Annotated in this window: 13 protein-coding genes; 7 read left to right on the top strand and 6 right to left on the bottom strand. The window is 75.0% G+C overall.

Going from position 1 to position 17580, the window contains the following annotated elements:
- Window positions 1-132 precede the first annotated feature (132 nt).
- The gene (locus GSY65_RS30180) at window positions 133-1620 is read right to left on the bottom strand and encodes an IucA/IucC family protein (protein WP_236580117.1); all 1488 of its coding nucleotides are present in this window, start codon (window positions 1618-1620) and stop codon (window positions 133-135) included.
- A 203-nt stretch (window positions 1621-1823) separates the two neighbouring features.
- On the opposite strand from GSY65_RS30180, the gene GSY65_RS30185 reads away from it, so the two are divergent.
- Window positions 1824-3380: an IucA/IucC family protein gene (locus GSY65_RS30185; RefSeq protein ID WP_159774553.1), complete on the top strand. Its 1557-nt coding sequence runs from the start codon at window positions 1824-1826 to the stop codon at window positions 3378-3380.
- A 110-nt stretch (window positions 3381-3490) separates the two neighbouring features.
- The gene (locus tag GSY65_RS30190; RefSeq protein WP_159774555.1) at window positions 3491-5647 is read left to right on the top strand and encodes a SpoIIE family protein phosphatase; all 2157 of its coding nucleotides are present in this window, start codon (window positions 3491-3493) and stop codon (window positions 5645-5647) included.
- Between the two features lie 139 nt (window positions 5648-5786).
- Here GSY65_RS30190 and GSY65_RS30195 read toward each other — a convergent pair whose 3' ends face one another.
- The 5 genes from GSY65_RS30195 to GSY65_RS30215 form a co-directional block, all read right to left on the bottom strand.
- Window positions 5787-6068 (bottom strand): hypothetical protein, encoded by a 282-nt coding sequence (locus GSY65_RS30195; protein WP_159774557.1) that lies wholly within the window; start codon window positions 6066-6068, stop codon window positions 5787-5789.
- A gap of 116 nt (window positions 6069-6184) precedes the next feature.
- Window positions 6185-8530, bottom strand: a complete 2346-nt coding sequence (locus GSY65_RS30200) for a S9 family peptidase (RefSeq protein ID WP_236580118.1) — start codon at window positions 8528-8530, stop codon at window positions 6185-6187.
- Complete coding sequence (locus GSY65_RS30205) at window positions 8503-10287, bottom strand: N-acetylglutaminylglutamine amidotransferase (RefSeq protein WP_159774559.1); 1785 nt, start codon at window positions 10285-10287, stop codon at window positions 8503-8505. Before GSY65_RS30205 ends, GSY65_RS30200 begins: the two co-directional genes overlap by 28 nt.
- A gap of 223 nt (window positions 10288-10510) precedes the next feature.
- Window positions 10511-11698, bottom strand: a complete 1188-nt coding sequence (locus tag GSY65_RS30210) for a carboxylate-amine ligase (protein ID WP_159774561.1) — start codon at window positions 11696-11698, stop codon at window positions 10511-10513.
- Between the two features lie 335 nt (window positions 11699-12033).
- Window positions 12034-13233 (bottom strand): hypothetical protein, encoded by a 1200-nt coding sequence (locus tag GSY65_RS30215; RefSeq protein WP_159774563.1) that lies wholly within the window; start codon window positions 13231-13233, stop codon window positions 12034-12036.
- 89 nt (window positions 13234-13322) lie between these two features.
- Here GSY65_RS30215 and GSY65_RS30220 point away from each other — a divergent pair, with 89 nt between their 5' ends.
- The 5 genes from GSY65_RS30220 to amiA all read left to right on the top strand — a co-directional run bounded on the left by GSY65_RS30220 (window position 13323) and on the right by amiA (window position 17558).
- Window positions 13323-14300, top strand: a complete 978-nt coding sequence (locus GSY65_RS30220; RefSeq protein ID WP_201452718.1) for an ABC transporter substrate-binding protein — start codon at window positions 13323-13325, stop codon at window positions 14298-14300.
- A 104-nt stretch (window positions 14301-14404) separates the two neighbouring features.
- The gene (locus GSY65_RS30225; protein WP_236580269.1) at window positions 14405-15541 is read left to right on the top strand and encodes a FecCD family ABC transporter permease; all 1137 of its coding nucleotides are present in this window, start codon (window positions 14405-14407) and stop codon (window positions 15539-15541) included.
- Window positions 15538-16545, top strand: coding sequence for a FecCD family ABC transporter permease (locus GSY65_RS30230; RefSeq protein WP_159774565.1), 1008 nt, complete (start codon window positions 15538-15540; stop codon window positions 16543-16545). The genes GSY65_RS30225 and GSY65_RS30230 overlap by 4 nt, the downstream gene beginning before the upstream one ends.
- A 20-nt stretch (window positions 16546-16565) precedes the next feature.
- Complete coding sequence (locus tag GSY65_RS30235; RefSeq protein ID WP_159774567.1) at window positions 16566-17387, top strand: ABC transporter ATP-binding protein; 822 nt, start codon at window positions 16566-16568, stop codon at window positions 17385-17387.
- A 57-nt stretch (window positions 17388-17444) separates the two neighbouring features.
- Window positions 17445-17558, top strand: coding sequence for a streptamidine family RiPP (amiA, locus tag GSY65_RS34385; protein WP_268256018.1), 114 nt, complete (start codon window positions 17445-17447; stop codon window positions 17556-17558).
- Window positions 17559-17580: the final 22 nt, after the last annotated feature.

Consider the following 17580-nt stretch of genomic DNA (forward strand, 5'->3'; position numbering starts at 1 on the left):
CCCGCGTGCGGGGGGTGTCGACCTGGCCACCGGCGCGTCGACGCGCCGAGCGACGGGCCCCGCACGGTGCCGGGCGGCGCGTCCCGTACCGGGCCGGGCGGCGCGTCCCGTACGCGGTGGGCCGGACGTGCCTCACCGCAGCGGGGTCGGCAGCTCCGCCCAGATGTCACCCGGCCGCTCCGGCGAAAGACGCATCAGCGTCAACGCCTTCGTCGGTACCGGCCCCTCCGTCAGCGTGGCCAGATCGGCGGTCGGCGGGACGTCCCGCACGGCGGCGGCGAGCGCCTCGCGCAGCACGGGCGTCGAACCCGCCGTCGCCCCGAGCGTGCCCGTGATCAGTGCGCCGAACAGCTTGCGCCGCAGGGTGGTCTCGTCGTCCGTGACGATGCGGCCGGTCAGCGCGGGCGCCGCGATCCCGTGCCGGGTCAGCCGGGCCGGGCTCACGCGGATGTCGGCGAGGTCGCGGTAGACGAGCCGCACGGGGGCATCCGACGCCGAGAGCACCACCAGGAGGTTCTGGCCGTGCGCCTCCAGGGCCACCCCCAGGTCGAGCAGCCGGAGGCAGACCGTGAGCGCGAGTCGGCTGAACTCCGCCAGCCACGAGGGCGACCGGGGCAGCCCGGTCGACGCCAGGGCGGCCACCGGGACGACCCGCTCACCGCCGGCCGTGTCCGCGTACCGCTCCGGTGACTCCCGCAGCACCGCCGCCAGATCCGGGGAACCGGCGGTGACCGCGCCGAGCGTCCGCGTCACGTGCAGCAGACCGTCCGAGCGGGAGGCGACCTCCGCCATGAAGTCCGACACGATCGCCGACGTCTCGATCGAGTAGGCCGAGATGTCCCGCACCGAGGACGTCAGTCGCGCGCTCAACGCCGTCTTCACATGCGCCCCGCCGTCCACGAGGGCGAGGGTGCGCAGCGACATCAGCGGATGCGCCTCCACCACCTCGCCCGGAGGACACTTGAGCACGTGCGCCGCCTGCCACGGATGGACCGGCGCCAGCACCCGGCCGCCGTCCCGGAACCGCTCCGGCCACTCCCCGACCACCAGCGCCCCGTCCACGGGCGCCAGCCCCAGCGGCACGACCTGCCGGTGCTCGGGCCCGTAGGCGAGCTGATCGGCCGCCGAGAACCCGGGCCGGGACCGGCAGTTGGGGTGGAAGGGGTGCCCGTCCACCACCGACTGCTCCCACTCCCGGCTCGTCACCGGTTCCGCCGCCCGCTCCGGGCGTCCGGCCCGCGACAGCGCCAACGAGGCCGCGCTGTGGTCGAGTTCACCGGCGAAGGCCGCGCTGTGCGGGACCGCCAGCGCGCTCATCAGCCGCGCCGGACGGTCGTAGGGCCGCCCGTCCAGCCACACCCGCTCCACCGGCACGTCCGTGGCGTACGGGTCCACCGCCGGGCCGTGCAGCCGGCGGCCGTCCGCCAGGAGGAGCGTGACGCCGTCACCCCCGGCCGCCTCCCGGCGCGCCACCCACGGCAGCGGCTCGTGCACGAGGCCCCGCCACAGCCGCGCCAGCACAGCCGCCCGCGCGCCGGGGAGCGCCTCCGCGTACGGCCGTGTCAGCTCGGGGCGTACGGCGCCCAGCTCGGCGCCGAGCGCCGCCTCGGCATCGGACATCGGGTGACGGTCCACGGGTGGGCTCCTAGGGTGCGGGAACGGCGACGGGGGGTGCGGGCACCGCGTCGACCAGGGCGTACGACCTCTGCCCGCCCGCCTCCGCGGCGACGCGTGACGGCGCCGGTACAGGTGCCGGGACGCTCGTCGGGACACGCCACGACGAGCAGACATACTTGATCACACACGCACCGTATGCGGAACGAATGGACCCCGTGGACGCCAACCCGCCTCGCGCCGACGTCGGCGCCACCGCCGACGCCCATGCCGCCGCGCCCCTGCTGAACTGCCTCCTGCGGGAGGCCGGGGAGCCTGTCGGACCCGGCGTGCACCGCCTCGCGGCGAGCGGCCGTCTCCTGCGCGTCCGCGGCACCCGCCGCCCCACCGACCCCGAACTGCTCGGCGACGGCACCTGGCACCCGCTGACCCACGCCGAGCTCGTCGACCTCACCGCCGACGAACTCTGCCGACGCACCGGCCTGTCCAACCCCGAGCTGCCCGCCGAGATGCACGGCAGCCGCGCGGCCGTGGCCGCCTTCCTCGCGGCACGCGCGCGGGCGACGCCACCCGAGGACCCGTACCGGCGCTCCGAGCAGTCCCTGATCACCGGACACCCGTACCACCCCGCCCCCAAGGCGCGCGGCGGTGGTCCGGCCGCCGCCTGGCTGCCCTACGCGCCGGAGGCGTACGCGGGCTTCCCGCTGACGCTGCTCGGGATCCGCGAGGACACCCTCGTCGAGGAGGGCGACACCACCGCCCTCGACGCCCTGGGCGCGGCCCCGCCCGGTTACCGGCTGCTGCCCGCCCATCCCTGGCAACTCGACCTGGTGGAAAAGGAGTTGGCCGAAGCCTTCGCCGACGGCCGACTGATACGGCTGGGGCACACGGCGGGCGAGGTGTGGCCGACGGCCGCGATCCGCACGGTGTACCTGCCCGGAGGGGCCGGGGCGCACCGTCCCGGCGCGACCCCCTCCGAGCCGGACCTCTTCCTCAAGTTCAGCCTGGACGTGCGGATCACCAACGACGTGCGCCGTCTGTGGCGGCACGACCTGCTCAAGCTGCGCCGCACCGACGCGGCGGCCCGCGCGGCCCTCGCCGCGCTGCCCGACGGCGCCTGGCTGAGCGACCGCGGCTACCGCACCGCCGCCTTCGCGTTCGAGGAGCTCGCGGTCCTGGTCCGCGACGGACTGGCCGGGCAGCTCGCCCCCGGTACGACCGCCGTCCTCGGCGCCGCCCTCACCGAGGACACCGCGGCGTTCCCCGACAACCCGCTGGTCCGCACCGACGCCCCCGCCGCCTGGTGGACGGCGTATCTGCGGGCGGTCGTGCCCCCGGCCCTCGGCGCGTTCCACCACCACGGTGTCGTCCTGGAGGCACACCTCCAGAACACGCTCGTCGCCTGCGACGCCGCCGGCACCCCCGTCCAGGCCCTCTACCGGGACGCCGAGGGCGTGAAGCTCCTGCCGGACGTGACCCGCGAGGCGGGCTGGGAACGGCTGGTGTACTGCCTGTTCGTCAACAACGTCCTGGAGGTCGCGGCTGCCGTGGCCGAACACCACCCCGGTGTCGACGTGTGGGGCGCCGTACGCGCGGAACTGGAGCGGCACCGCGCGGTGCCCGGCGTCGAGGACCTCCTCGACGCGCCGACGCTGCCGGGCAAGACGAACCTGCTGCTGCGCTGGACGCGCGCCGACGGCGCGGACGCCCGCTACCTCCCGCTGCCCAACCCGTTCCGGCATGCCGACCGCTCCGGGGCGGCGTAACGTCGCGCGTGAGGGCACCCGGGTACGTCCGGCCTGCCGTGCCGCACCCGAGGGGAACCGGCGGCCGTCCGCGGCCGCCCGGCCGTGGCCCGTGACGCTGGAGGTGTCTCGTGACCGGCACGAGTGGTCCGGCCACCGCCGCCGACGTCCTGGACGCGGCGTTCGCGGAGACCGTGCGGGGCATCGGGGCGTCCATCGGCGCGCTCTACCTGCTCACGCCGGACGAGGAACTGCTGCGCCTGCATCTGCTGTGCGGCGCGCCCGCCGAGTTCGCCGTCCCCTGGGCGCGCGTCCCGGTGGCCGCGCCGGCCCCCGTGGCCGTCGCCGCCCGCGAGGGCCGCCTGGTGTGGGTGGGCAGCCAGGAGGAGATGGCCCGCTCCTTCCCGCGCACCGCGATGGTCCTGCCCTATCCGCTGGCCCTGGCCGCCGCGCCGGTCATCGGCGCCCGGCGCTGGGGGACGCTGCTGCTGATGTGGCCGACCGGCCGCCCCCCGTACATGACGGCTCGCGAGCGGGGCCACATCGAGTCCCGGTGCAGACGTCTGGGCCTGCTGCTGGACGAGGCGGAGGAGCACGGCGGCGCGCCGGCGCCCGCCGCCCTCCCTCACGTCGTGCCCGCCGGGGCCGGCCGCCCCTCCAGCAGCGAGGAGATGGCCCTGGCGGACTTCGTGGAGCGCCTGCCCGGCGGCAGCTGCGCCCTGGACCTGGAGGGGCGGTTCACCTACGTCAGCCGGGGCGCCGGCGAACTGTTCGGCCGGGAGCCCGAACAGCTGCTGGGCACCCTGCCGTGGCACGCCCTGCGCTGGCTCGACGACCCCGTCCACGAGGACCACTACCGCGCCGCGGTGATCACGCGGGAACCCCTGTCGTTCGCGGCGTGCCGACCGCCCGGCCAGTGGCTCGACATCCACCTCTACCCGGACGCCGGCGGCATCAGCGTCCGGGTCCTGCCCCGCGACAGCGCGCCCCCGCCCACGCCGCGGCCCTCCGGGGCCGCGAGCACCGCGACCCCGCCCCGCGCGGGCCGGCTGTACCAGCTCGCCCACCTGGCCGCCGCCCTCACCGAGGTCGTCGGCGTGCAGGACGTCGTCGACGTGGTCGCCGACCAGATCATGCCGGCCTTCGGCGCCCAGGGGCTGGTGCTGTCCTCCGCCGAGGCCGGGAAGCTGCGCATCACCGGCCACCGGGGCTATCCCCCCGAGGCCGTCGCCCGTCTCGACCGCCTGCCCCTGGACACCGCGTTCACCCCGGCCGGGCACGCCCTGAGCAGCGGGGTCCCCTCGTTCTACGGCACGCCCGAGGAGATGGAGCGCCGCTACCCCGGAGCGCCCGTCGCCAGCGGAAAACAGGCATGGGCCTTCCTGCCGCTGATCATCACCGGCCGCGTGGTCGGCATCTGCGTCCTGTCGTACGACAGCCCCCACGAGTTCCAGGCCGAGGAGCGGGCCGTGATGACGTCGCTCGCCGGGCTCATCGCCCAGGCCCTCGACCGCGCCCGCCTCCACGACACCAAACACGACCTCGCCCACGGCCTCCAGCAGGCGCTGCTCCCGCGCACCCTGCCCACGGTCACCGGACTGCGCATCGCCGCCCGCTATCTGCCCGCCACCCGCGGCATGGAGATCGGCGGGGACTTCTACGACCTGATCCGGTTCGGCGACACCGCCGTCGCGGCCGTCATCGGCGACGTCCAGGGCCACAACGTCGCCGCCGCCGCGCTCATGGGGCAGGTGCGTACCGGCGTCTACGCCCACGCCACCCTCGGCATACCCCCCGACGAGGTGCTCGCCCGTACCAACCGGCTCCTCACCAACCTCGGCCCCGACCTGTTCACCAGCTGCCTCTACGCCCACCTCGACCTCGGCGGCGGCCGGGTGACCCTCGCCAGCGCCGGACACCCGCCGCCCCTGCTGCGCCTGCCCGACGGCGACACCCGGCCCCTCACGGTCCCGCCCGGCCCCCTGCTGGGCATCGACCCCCACGCCGTCTACCCGGTGACGCAGATCCCGCTCACCCCGGGGACGACGCTCGCCTTCTACACCGACGGTCTCGTGGAGACACCCGGTGTCGACCTGGACGACAGCATCGCCCGCCTCGCACGGCACCTGGCGCGCGCCGACACCCGCGACCTGGACGTACTCATCGACGAGCTGGTCGAGAAGGCGGGGCCGGCCGGCCGGCGCACCGACGACATCGCGCTGCTCCTGCTGCACTACGAAGGCCACCACGAGGGCCACCGAGGGCGTCACCACGGAAGCGGCGCTTGACCTCGCGCAACGCCTCGACAGCGTCCGACACCACAGGGAACCCTGCGGTGTCGGAGAACCCGGTGCGCCCCGGGGGCCGGTGCCCCTGGGCGTCCCGGGCGCATGGCGCCCGGGACGCGTGTGGAGGGAGCCCGCGCGCTCAGCCGGCCCTGTGCTCGCGCTGGTCACGCAGCTCGTGGACGGTGGCGGTCAGGGTGCCGTCCTGCTGCTCGTAGTGCGACAGGGCGAGGCCCAGGCCGAAGAAGGTGGGCGCCCACTCGCCGACGAACAGGCCCCAGCGGTCCGCGCGGGCCAGCCCGGTGCCGCGCTCCATCTTCATGGAACCCGCCCAGGCGACGACGGTCAGGCCGATGGACGCCATGGCGGCCAGGTAGGCGTGCTCACTGCGGATGCCCATGTCGTGCATCTTCTTGACGACCATGATCGACTCCTCGTGGGTGGTGGGGGATGTCCGCTCGGCGGGCGAGTGCCCGTGACCGGGCCACCCATGCGTCGATTAGTCGGAAATGCCCGTTGTTCGAGGTCGGTCGACGGTGGTCACTCCGCGACGAGGCGCTCGATCCAGTCGGCCGCGCTGCGGCGGAAGATCCGGCGACTGTCCGCGCGCAGGAAGTCGTGGCCCTCGTTGCGCAACAGCAGCAGCTCGGCCTCCAGGCCCCGCTCGCGGGCCGCGCGCACGAACTGCTCGGACTCACCGAGCGGCACGTTCGTGTCGTGCTCGCCGTGGACGGCGAGGACCGGCACGCGCAGCGCGTCGATCCGCGTCATCGGCGACAGCGCCCGCAGCAGCTCCCGGTCGTGTTCCGGGTGACCGTACTTGTGCGCGGCCGACTCCGCGATCCACGGCTCGGTCCCCGCGTAGAACGTCGCGAAGTCCGACATGCCGCACGCCGCGACCCCCGTGCGGAACAGCTCCGGGTGCCACACCAGCGAGGCCATCACCAGGTAGCCGCCGTACGAGCGGCCCATGACGGCCAGCCGCCGCGGATCGGCGAGCCCGGCCTGGACGACGTGGGCCGCGCAGTCGGCGACGTCCTCGATCGCGGCGAACCGGCCCGTGCCGAGGTCGGCGTCCACGAACGACCGGCCGTGCCCGGAGGAGCCGCGCACGTCCGGCGCGAAGATGTCGAGGCCCCGGCCCGACAGCTCGTGGTACAGCGGGTTGAACACGGGCCGTTCCTGCTCCTCGGGCCCGCCGTGCAGATGGATCACACAGGGCGCCGGCTGCTCGGGCACCCGGCCCGGCGCCCGGTAGTACCAGCCGCTCAGCGGCAGCCCGTCCCGCGCGCGGGGCCGCAGCGGCACGGGACGCACGGGTGAACGACCCGGCGGTACGGCGTCCTCGTCGCGCGACGACCACGCGGTGCGCCGCGCGCCACCCTCGGAGAGCCACCACAGGCCGGGCCGCCGCTGCGACCCCGACAGCGCCAGCACCAGCTCCGGGCCCCCGCCGGCCCGCGCCATCCGGGTCACCACCTCGTGCGGCAGCGACACGGACCGCCGCACCCCCACGGCGGCGACGCCCGCGGCGGCCGAGACGGTGGTGACCTCCAGTTCGGAGGCCCCCCGCACGTTCCACGCCAGGGCCGCCGTGGACCCGTCGCGCCCGAACGTCAGCAGCTCCAGGCCGCACCCCTCGCGCTCCGCGGTGACGGTGATGCCCTGCTGCTCGCCGCCGGGCGCCAGCCGCACGGCGAACAGCGCGGCGAACTCGCGCGCCGCGTCGCTGCGCAGCCACAGCGTCGTCGCGTCGGGGGAGAACCGGCCGATCCACGGGTCACCGTCCGCTACCCGCAGCGCGAACGTGGTCCGCAGGTCGGCGGTGCGTACGACGAGGGCCTCGCGGCGGCCGCGCGGACCCCGGCGCACCAGGGCGAGCCGGCCGTCCTGACTGAGGTCGCACACCCGCAGCGTGGCGGCGCCGCGTTCCACCGCCAGCAGCGCCGGTGCCGCCGCGCCCGTGGGGTCGACGAGGTAGGCGGCGAGACCGCCGGCCGCCGCGCCCTCCCGGCCGGTCCGCCGGTCGCGCTCGCGGGCGGTCCCGCCCTCGCGTTCCGCGAGACGGGCGTCCGGTCCCGCGTCGCCGTAGTACGGGCCGCCCAGCAGCACGGCCCGGCCGTCCCGCACGGCCCAGCCCGGTGGGCGGGCCTGCGTGTACGTGTGCGGGTCGGCGAGGCCCGGTTCCGGGCGGGCGGGCGACTCCTCCATGTCGACCCCGGCCGGCAGGAGCACCGGCTCGGCGACGGTGACGGCGACCGCCGACCCGTCGTGCTGCCAGCAGCCGAGGTACGCGGAGCTGCCGGGCTCGGCGCCGGCGAGGACGCGTCGGCCGGTGCCGTCGGGCCGTACGCACAACACTCGGGTGTGCTCCCCGCCGCCGGGGGCGGTGGTGTAGGCGATCCAGCGGCCGTCCGGCGACCAGGCCACCTCCTTGACCGGGTGGGGGTCGGAGTCCAGCAGATGGACCTCGTCCCCGTCGACCGCGCCGGTCCACAGCTGCGGCACCCCGCCCCGGTCGCAGATGAACGCGACCTGACGGCCGCTGGGGTCCACGGAGGGGTACCAGCAGCCGTGGGACCGCAGCGGCTGCGGCGTGTCCCGTGTCCCGGCGGTCCCGGGCAGCGGCACCGGTACGGGAGCCGTCGACGCGGGGGGCGCGAGGCCGGCCGCCCCGGACCAGGTGGCCGCCGGGGCCACCGCGACCACCGCCGGGGGCGCGGTGCCGTGCTCCGGGGGCGGCCACGGCACCCCGTCGCCGGCGCCCGCGCCCGTGGGGACGCCGTCGGCAGGCGCCGCGGGAGGGTCCGACGGGGCTGCCACAACGGGGCGCGGGGCCCGGCCCCCTTGCGCCCCGGTCAGCTGATTCCGTGCGTTTGCAGCCATATCTCCAGCAAAGCTACCTGCCACAGGGCGTTCGCCCCCCGCCTCGTGCGGTGCTCGTCCGGCGCCGACAGCAGCTTGGCCACGTACGCCTCCTCGAAAACCCCGCGCGACGTGGCCTCGGGAGCCGTCAGGGCCTCGGTCACCCGGTCGAGTACCGGACCTGCCATGTGCATGATGGCGGGGACCGGGAAGTAGCCCTTGGGCCGGTCGACGACCTCCGCGGGCAGGACCTTCCGGCCGGCGGCCTTGAGGACTCCCTTGCCCCCGTCGGCGAGCTTCAGCTCCGGCGGGCACAGGGCGGCCAGCTCCACGAGTTCGTGGTCTAGGAACGGCACCCTGGCCTCCAGCCCCCAGTCCATCGTCATGTTGTCGACCCGCTTGACCGGGTCGTCGACCAGCATCACCTCGGTGTCCAGCCGCAGCGCCGCGTCCAGCGCGGTCTCGGCGCCCGGACGCGCCATGTGCTCCCGCACGAAGCGGGCGGACACGTCGTGGCCGGGCATCATGTGCGGCCGGACGATCTCCGTGAGATCGCCGTGCGAGCGGTCGGAGTACGTCTCCACGTACGCCTCGTGGGCCCGCGCCCGGGGGGCCGCGGCCATGTCCGGGTACCAGTGGTAGCCGGCGAAGACCTCGTCGGCTCCCTGGCCGCTCTGGACGACCTTGACCTCCTTCGCCACCTGCTCGGACAGCAGGTGGAAGGCGACCACGTCATGGCTGATCATCGGCTCGCTCATCGCCTCGACCGCCGCGTCCAGCGCCGTCGACACCCGGTCCGAGGGCACCATCAGCTGGTGGTGGTCCGTGCCGAAGCGCCGGGCGACAAGATCGGAGTAGGGGAACTCGTCGCCGTCGACACCGCCCTCCGACTCGAACCCCACGCTGAACGTCGAGAGGTCCGTCTGCCCCTCGTCGGCGAGCAGCGCCACGATCAGACTGGAGTCGAGGCCGCCCGACAGCAGGACGCCCACGGGCACGTCGGCGACCATGCGACGGCGAACCGCCGTGCGCAGCGCGTCGAGCACCGTGTCACGCCAGTCGTCCGCGTCGAGCGCCGCGTGTTCCGGCGCGCGGCTGTACGACGGCTGCCAGTAGCGGATGTCCCGCTCGCGGCCGTCGGGCTCCACGATCCGCACGGTGGCCGCGGGCAGCTTCCGCACCCCGCTCAGGACGGTGCGGGGCGCGGCCACCGTGGCGTGCCAGCTCATGTACTGGTGCAGCGCCACGGGGTCGAGGGAGGTGTCGACGCCGCCGCCCGCCAGCAGGGCGGGCAGCGAGGAGGCGAAGCGCAGCCGGCCCGGCGACCGGGCCAGGTACAGCGGCTTGATGCCGAGCCGGTCCCGGCCGAGCACGACCCGGCCGGTGTCCTGGTCGACGATGACGAAGGCGAACATGCCGTAGAAGTGGTCCACGCAGTCGGTGCCCCACTGCTGGTACGCCTTCAGCACGACCTCGGTGTCGGAGCCGGAGAAGAAGCGGTGGCCGAGTCCGCGGAGTTCCTCGCGCAGTTCCCGGTAGTTGTAGACGCAGCCGTTGAAGACACCGGTGATCCGGCCCGCGGAGTCGGCCATCGGCTGCGCCCCGCACTCGGACAGGTCGATGATCTTCAACCGCCGGTGGCCCAGGGCGACGGCGCCCTGCGACCAGACGCCCCTGCCGTCCGGTCCCCGTGCGGCCAGCCGGTCGGTCATGCGCTCCACGGCCGCCAGGTCCGGCCGTCCGCCGTCGAAACGGATCTCCCCGCTGAGACCGCACATCAGGCCGCACCCCCCCGCGGAGTGACGCCGGTCGTGCCCGGCGACGCATGGGCGCCCAGCGGGCACCCCTCGGTCTGATCGTTGTCGGTCCTGCTGGTGGACATGTCGAACTCCCCTTGGTCGCGGGCGGCACCGGCGCCGTGGAGCGGACCACGACCGCTCTGGGGGGCGCCCCCGTCCCGGGGCGCGGACCGGTGACCGTCCTTCCGCATGACTGCGAGGTTCAGCCCCCGATGGCTTCCACGGGTCCGGGCGCCACGGGCGCCCGGACCGGCGCACCGGCTGCCGCGACGGGCCGTCGCGCCGGGGCGGGCGCGGGGCCCCGGCCGCGGTCGCCGCGGGTCTCGGCGACGATCGTCTCCACCGCGGCGCGCAGGCCGTGGACCTCGGCGATCCGGCGCAGCCGGTGGGCGGCGTCGCCCCGGGCGAGGGCCTCCGTCATGAGCAGGCGCACCGTGTCCCAGTCGCCGCAGGCCTCCAGGGCGGGGCGCAGCCGCCGGACCATGCCGCGCAGGACGACGGGCGCGGGCGCGGCCAGCCGGGTCTCCGGATCGACCAGGGGGCCCTTCAGCCCCGTCCTGGCCGCCCGCCACACCGCCGCCCGGAGCCACTCGTGCCGGCCGTCACAGACCGGGTCCCGCCGTTCCAGGCGGAGCCGCGCGTCCTCGACGAGGGCACGGAACAGCCCGGCGACGAGCACGACCGTCTCGGGGCTCGGACAGGCGTCGCAGATCCGCAGTTCGAGGGTCCGCTGGTGGTCGGACGGTCGCAGGTCGAAATAGACCATGCCCGGGTCGCTGATCATTCCGCCGCGGATCAGGTCCGCGACGGCGGCGTCGTACTCGGCGGCCGAGGCGAAGCAGCCGACCGGCCCGGCGGTGGGCCAGCGCTGCCACAGCATGGTGCGCCAGCTGGCGTACCCGGTGTCGGCGCCCAGCCAGAACGGTGAGCTGGCGGAGAGCGCCAGCAGTGGGGGCAGCCAGGGCGAGACGGCGCACATGACCCGGACGGCCGTGTCGCGGTCGGGTATGTCCACGTGGACCTGGGCGCTGCACACGAGGTGCTCGTCGGAGACCCGCCGGTACTCCTCGGCCATGGTCCGGTACCGCGGGTCCGCCGTGGCGTCGCCCGGCGTCAGCCGCGCGAACGGCACGGTCCCGGCGGCGGCGACGGCCAGCCCGAGCGGGGAGGCCGCCGCGTCCAGCTCTCGCCGGGCCCCCGCCAGGTCGGTGCGCAGGGCCTCCAGCGAGGTGTGCACGGGGCTGTTCCACTCGACGGCCGACCGCTGGAGCTCCGGCTTGAAGCCCGGTCCGCGCAGACGGCCGAGGACCGCGTCTGCGCCCGGGACGAGTCTGCCGCTCTCCAGGTCCAGCACATGGAACTCTTCCTCAACGCCTACCCGAACGGTCACGATCTCTCCCTCTTCCGTTCCGGAGATCGCCCGCCGGGCAGGAGACCCGCGGCGACCGTTGCGCCGAGCGAGTTCCCGGCAAAAGCACAAATAAGCCTCACGATATTGCGCTTGTGTGGTGCATGAGTCTCACATGAGCGGGTACCGGCTGGGCTTCCCCCGGTGCCGGGGCTCTCCGCGGTGCCGTGCCTCTGACGACGCGGGGCCGAGCGGTCGGGGCCCGGCCGGGTCGGCGGAAGAGGGGCGCCGCCGGCGGACGGGCGGCGGCGCGCGCTTCGCGAACGCGGCGCGAAGGGGGTGGGGAGCGCCGGGTCGCGCGAGGGGTGGCCCGGCCGTCAGCGGCCCACGGGATCGCCTTCGGCGCCGTCGGCCCGCGTGCGCAGCATCACGTGGCCGCCGTGGTGCAGGGGCGTGTCCAGCTTCCACCGGGCCGCTTCGTCGCCCGTCCGGGCGTCGAAGACGTGGACCTCACCGTGGCCGCCGCGGGTGACGGCGACCCAGTCGGCGCCCGGTGAGGCGGCCACCGCGCGGCGCTGGACGCCCTCCCAGGGGGTGCCGCCGCGGCGGGGCGCGTCGTCCATGGCGGGAAGGGGGACGTGGCGGGCGGTGTCGTCGGTGTCGAGGAGGATCAGTTCGTCGCCGTCCGGGTGGATGCGGGTGAACGCGGTGTGGTGCCGGGCGAGGGCCAGCCGGAAGACCAGGCCGGGGCCCAGCTCCGTCAGGGTGGTGCGGTTCGCCTCCAGGTCGTGGCGCCATGCCTGGTTGGTCCATTCCGGCCACCGCAGCGGGTCCGCGGGGCCGCCGCGCAGCGTCGACCACAGTGTCCGCCGCCGGGGATCGAGCCGCAGGTACCAGCCCCGGGCAGGCGAGTCCCAGGGGATCGTCCGCTCCGGGACGAGCGTGTCCGCCTCGCGGCGTGCCCGGTGTGCCCCGTCGCCCGTGGCCGCGAACACATGGCCGGAGCGCGGGTCCTGGGCGTCCCCGTGTCCGTCGTCCGGCAGCGGGAGGTGGGCGTGGGGCGTGACCACGGGGCAGCCGGGCGGTGCCGCGAGCAGGTCCGCGAACCGGTGGACGGCCAGGGTGCCGGGCTCCCGGTGCCGCAGGACGACCAGCGGATCACCGTCGCCCAGCACCGTCACCCCCGGTTCGCCGACGCGCGTGCGTACCCGGGCCACGTCTCCCGTCGTGAGGTCGACGACCGTCAGCAGGTCCGACCACGGCTCGCCGTTCTCGCCCAGGCCCGTCGTGACGGCCGCCCACCGGCCGGACGGATCGCAGGCCAGGTGCTCGGCCGGCGCGGCGACCGGGATCGCGGTCTGCACCGGTTCGTCGCCGAAGGGGTCGAGCACCAGCAACTCGCCCCTGCGGTCGTCGACGCAGGCGACCCGCCCGCCCGGCAACGCCAGGAACCCGGCGTGCTCCGAGAGGTGACGGCCGGTGAGGCGGACCGTCTCGGTGCCGTCCGGCACGGTCCGTATGTGGACGGTTCCCTCCACGTGGTCGGAGACGAGCAGCAGGGCAGGGGCGGCCGTCATCGATGCCTCCATGAGAATCGGTCCTTTTGAAAACGATTATCATGTATCTTCAGGGCGTTCCGGCTCCCTGAGAAGAAGCGAGGGCATTGATGCTGCGCTCACCGTCGAGATTCGTCCGAAGCTGGGTCACCGCCGCGCTGGCGGGCTCGCTGCTGGTCGGGTGCGGCTCGTCCACCGAACCGGCGGACGGCAAGGCCGCCGCGGCCGGTCCGAAGACCGACGTCACCGTCGAACCCATCAAGGCGACGAGGGCGTTGACCGACGCGGGCGGCGTCAAGGTCTCCCTCGACAGGGAACCCGAGCGCATCGTCTGCCTGTTCGCGCTCTGCGACGACATCCTCACCGAGCTGGGCATCGTCCCCGCGGCCACGAACAGCGCGCTCCTCGCCCACCCCGACTTCCTGGGGGAGGAGAGGGCGAAGAAGGTCGACGTCATCCCCGGCGGGTTCATCGCACCCGAGGTGGAGGCGATCCTCTCCCACAAGCCCGACCTGGTGATCGGCCTGGGCGACACCCACGGCAAGCTCGCCCCGGCGCTGAAGGACGCCACCACGTTCTGGCCCATGCAGCCCGAGACGTGGCAGGACAGCGTGGGCTACCTGCGTGATGTGGCGGCCCTCACCGGCCGTACCGCCGAGGGCGAGAAGGCCGAGAAGACCTTCCGGACCAAGCTCGCCGAGGCGGAGAGGACCAGGAGCGACAAGACCGCGCTCGTCATCTACGGCAGCGACGAGAACTTCGGCGTCGCCACTCCGGAGACGGACGTGGGCGCCAGCCTGTTCCCGAAGCTCGCCGACTACCCCTGGAAGTCCCGTGGCGTGGAGGGAAGTTACAGCCTCGAAGAGATCCTCGCGGCCGACGTCGACGTGTTGTTCGTCGAGACGCTGAGCTTCGGCGAGGCGGACGGCAGGCTGTCGGAGAAGCTGGCGAAGAATCCCCTGTGGGGCAAGATCCCGGCGGTGAGGACCGGCGACGTCCACGAGGTGAACTCCGAGGTGTGGGCCAAGGGACGCGGTACTCGTTCGCTGGGCCTCGTCCTCGATGAGGCCACGGCCGCGCTGCGGTGAGCACGCCCGTCGCGACGCACACCGCAGCAGGCGACGGGGGACCGGGCCCACGGCGGTCGGCGCGCCCGGCAGGACGCCGGCAACTGCCCGTCCTGGTCGCGCTGCTGGCCGCCGCCTCGGTCTGCGCGCTGACCCTGGGGACGCCCTACGTCCCGCCGCACCGGCTGCCCGGTGCGCTGATGGACGCGGACGGCACGCTCGCCGGGATCGTCGTCACCGAACTGCGCGTGCCCCGGCTGGTGCTGGCCCTCGTCGCCGGGGCGTGTCTCGGAGCGGCGGGGCTCGTGCTGCAGGAGGCGCTGCGCAACCCCTTGGCCGTCCCCGAGATGCTGGGTGTGTCGTCCGGAGCCGCGCTCGGGGTCGCCGCGCCGCTGGTGCTGTCGGTGTCCCTCCCCGCCGCTGTCCAGCCCTTGTCGGCCCTCGGCGGAGCCGCGCTCGGCGGCGGCCTCACGCTGCTCGCCGCGGGCCTGGGGCGCAGTCCGTCCGCCGTGCTGCTCACCGGCGCCGCGGTCGCCGCCGCGTTGCAGGCCGCGCTGCTCGTGCTGATGGTGATGGCCGACCAGCTCGACCTCCAGCTGATCTACCGCTACCTGCTGGGCTCGCTCTCCGCCCGCACCTGGGACGACGTCACCGGGCTGTGGCCGTGGCTGCTCGTCGCGGTTCCGTCGCTCGTGCTGTGCGCGCCGGTGCTCTCGGTGCTGCGGCTGGGGGACGAGGACGCCCAGGCGCTGGGGGTGCGTGCCCAGCGGGCACGGCTGGCAGCACTGGCCATCGCCGTCGTGCTGATCGCGCCCGTGACGGCCGTGTGCGGGCCGGTCGCGTGGGTCGGTTTCCTCGCCCCGCACCTGGCGCGGTGGTTCAACCCCGAGGCCGACGCGGTGCGTTGGCTGCCCTGGTCGGCGGCGTGGGGTGCCGTCGTCGTGGCGGTCGCCGATGTGCCGGCCCGCCTCGCGCTCGCGCCCGTGGAGACACCGGTCGGCGCGTGGACGGCTCTGGTCGGTGTGCCCGCCGGGGTCGCCCTGCTCCGGTCGGGCGGCCGCGGGTCGGCGGCCCGGCGCCGAGCGACGGGTACCGCTGCCGCCGGCCTGCCGCCGCAGCGCGCCCCCGGCACGTCCTTCGGCCCGCCGGGGAAGGAGGGGCCTTCCACGGGGGCCGGAGGGGCTGCCCGTCGAGGGATCCCCGGTCCTTCCGGTGCCGCCGCCTCACCCGATGCGGCGGCCGGAGCGGAGGAGGACCGGTGAGACGGCGTTTCGCGGTACTCGCCGCACTCACGGTCGTATGCGCCGGTGTCGAACTGGTGGCCGGGCGAGGCATGTCCCCCGCCGCGGTCTGGGACGTCGTCGGTGGCGGCGGGGACGCGACGGAGCGGCACATCCTGCTCCAGCTCCGGCTGCCCCGTCTCCTGGTGGCCCTCGGTGCGGGGGCGTGCCTCGGCGTGGCGGGCCTCGTCCTGCAGTCGGCGCTGCGCAACCCGCTGGCCGGACCCGAGGTGACGGGTGTGACGCCGGGGGCGGTGCTCGGCGCCGTCGCGGCGACCGGCCTCGGACTTGCGGGGTGGGAGTCGCCCCTCGCCGTGGTCGTCGCCGCGTGCGGGGGCGGCTGCGCGGGGGCCGCGCTGCTGTGGCTGCTCGCCGGACGCGGCCGCGGCGACCCCGCGCAGACCGCCGTGCACGGGGTGCTGGTGTCGGCGGCGCTCGGCGGGCTCACCGCCATGGTGCTGCTCGTCGCACCGGGCGAACTCGGCAGCGTCGTGCAGTGGCTCGTCGGCACCACGGAGGGCCGGGTGTGGGAGCACTGGCACCTGCTGTGGCCGTGGGCACTGGTCTGGGGTGTCGCGGCCTGGTCGCTGGCAGGGCCGCTGACCCTGCTGCGCTGCGGGGACGACGTCGCCCTCGCCGCCGGGCTGTCCGCCGCCCGCGCCCGGGCGCTCGCCCTGCTGTGCGCGGTGGCGCTGACCGCGGGCGCGGTGGCCGCCGTGGGGGCGTTGGGGTTCGTCGGGCTGCTCGTGCCGCACCTCGCCCTGGCCGTCTTCGGCGCCGACCTGCGGGCGGCCCTCCCCGGCGCCGCACTGACGGGCGCGGCCGTGGTGTGCGGTGCGGACTCGGCGGCGCAGGTCTCCTCGCGGCTGCTGGCGGCCGCGCTGGGCTCCGGGCGGCTCACGCTGCCGGTCGGGGCCCTCACCGCCTGCCTCGGGGCCGCGCTGCTGCTGTTCGTCGTGCGCCGCGCGCCGAGCCGTTCGTTCTGATGTCGACCTAAGGACAGAGCATGACCGAGCCCGTGGGGATCCGCGCCGAGGGGGTCCACTTCGGCTATCCCGGCCAACCCGTGCTGCGCGGCGTCGACATGACTGTCGAACCGGGTGAGCTGACTGCCCTCATCGGCCTCAACGGCTGTGGGAAGTCGACCCTGCTGCGGCTCGCCGCCGGGCTGCTGCGACCGGATGCGGGACGTGTGCTGCTGGGCGGGGACGACCTCGCCGGGCTGTCCCGGCGCGCGACCGCCCGGAGGGTCGCGCTGCTGCACCAGTCGGCCCCGGCCGTCCCCGGCGTGACCGTACGGCAGCTCGTCCGGCAGGGGCGGTACGCGGCGCGCGGCCCGCTCGGCATGCTGCGCGAGGGCGACGACCCCCTCGTGCGCCGCGCACTGCGCGACGTCGGTGTGGAGCAGTGGGCCGAGCGTGAGGTCGACGGGCTGTCCGGGGGCGAGCGGCAGCGGGTGCGGCTCGCGATGGCGCTCGCCCAGGACACCCGGGTCCTGCTGCTGGACGAGCCGACCACCTACCTGGACCTGCACCACCAGCTCGACGTGCTGCAGACGGTGGTCCGGCTGCGCGAGGAGCGCGGACTCACCGTGGTGATGGTGCTGCACGACCTGGCCCACGCCGCCCGGTTCGCCGAGCGGATCGTCGCGCTGCGCGACGGCCGGGTGGTGGCCGACGGCACGCCGCGGGAGGTCGTCACGCCGGGGCTGCTCGCGGAGGTCCTCCGGGTCGCCGGCCGGGTCGGACGGGACCCCGAGGGGGGCTGGCCCGTGTGTTACCCAGATCACCCCCTCCCGGCACTAGAATATGAAAATCATATTCATTAGAGTCCTGGTGTGGCGCTCAACCGAACGCCGTATCTCCCTGATGAAGAAGGAGAGTTCATGGACACCGAGAAGGTCTTCGCGCCGATCGCCGACCCCGGTCAGCTGGCTCACGCCTCGGCCACGCACTCCAACGCCCTCGTCGAGAACCCCTTCGAGGACACCGAGGAGTAAGCGAGGGTCCCGCACCCTCGCC

Source organism: Streptomyces sp. HM190, from assembly GCF_009857135.1.
GTDB classification, from domain to species: domain Bacteria; phylum Actinomycetota; class Actinomycetes; order Streptomycetales; family Streptomycetaceae; genus Streptomyces; species Streptomyces heilongjiangensis.

Excerpts from the sequence above, each read along its gene's own strand:
- GSY65_RS30180 (WP_236580117.1), bottom strand. The coding sequence starts at position 1,620 with ATGTCCGATGCCGAGGCGGCGCTCGGCGCCGAGCTGGGCGCCGTACGC.
- GSY65_RS30185 (WP_159774553.1), top strand. The coding sequence starts at position 1,824 with ATGGACCCCGTGGACGCCAACCCGCCTCGCGCCGACGTCGGCGCCACC.
- GSY65_RS30195 (WP_159774557.1), bottom strand. The coding sequence starts at position 6,068 with ATGGTCGTCAAGAAGATGCACGACATGGGCATCCGCAGTGAGCACGCC.
- GSY65_RS30200 (WP_236580118.1), bottom strand. The coding sequence starts at position 8,530 with ATGGCTGCAAACGCACGGAATCAGCTGACCGGGGCGCAAGGGGGCCGG.
- GSY65_RS30205 (WP_159774559.1), bottom strand. The coding sequence starts at position 10,287 with ATGTGCGGTCTCAGCGGGGAGATCCGTTTCGACGGCGGACGGCCGGAC.
- GSY65_RS30215 (WP_159774563.1), bottom strand. The coding sequence starts at position 13,233 with ATGACGGCCGCCCCTGCCCTGCTGCTCGTCTCCGACCACGTGGAGGGA.
- GSY65_RS30220 (WP_201452718.1), top strand. The coding sequence starts at position 13,323 with ATGCTGCGCTCACCGTCGAGATTCGTCCGAAGCTGGGTCACCGCCGCG.
- GSY65_RS30235 (WP_159774567.1), top strand. The coding sequence starts at position 16,566 with ATGACCGAGCCCGTGGGGATCCGCGCCGAGGGGGTCCACTTCGGCTAT.
- amiA (WP_268256018.1), top strand. The coding sequence starts at position 17,445 with ATGGACACCGAGAAGGTCTTCGCGCCGATCGCCGACCCCGGTCAGCTG.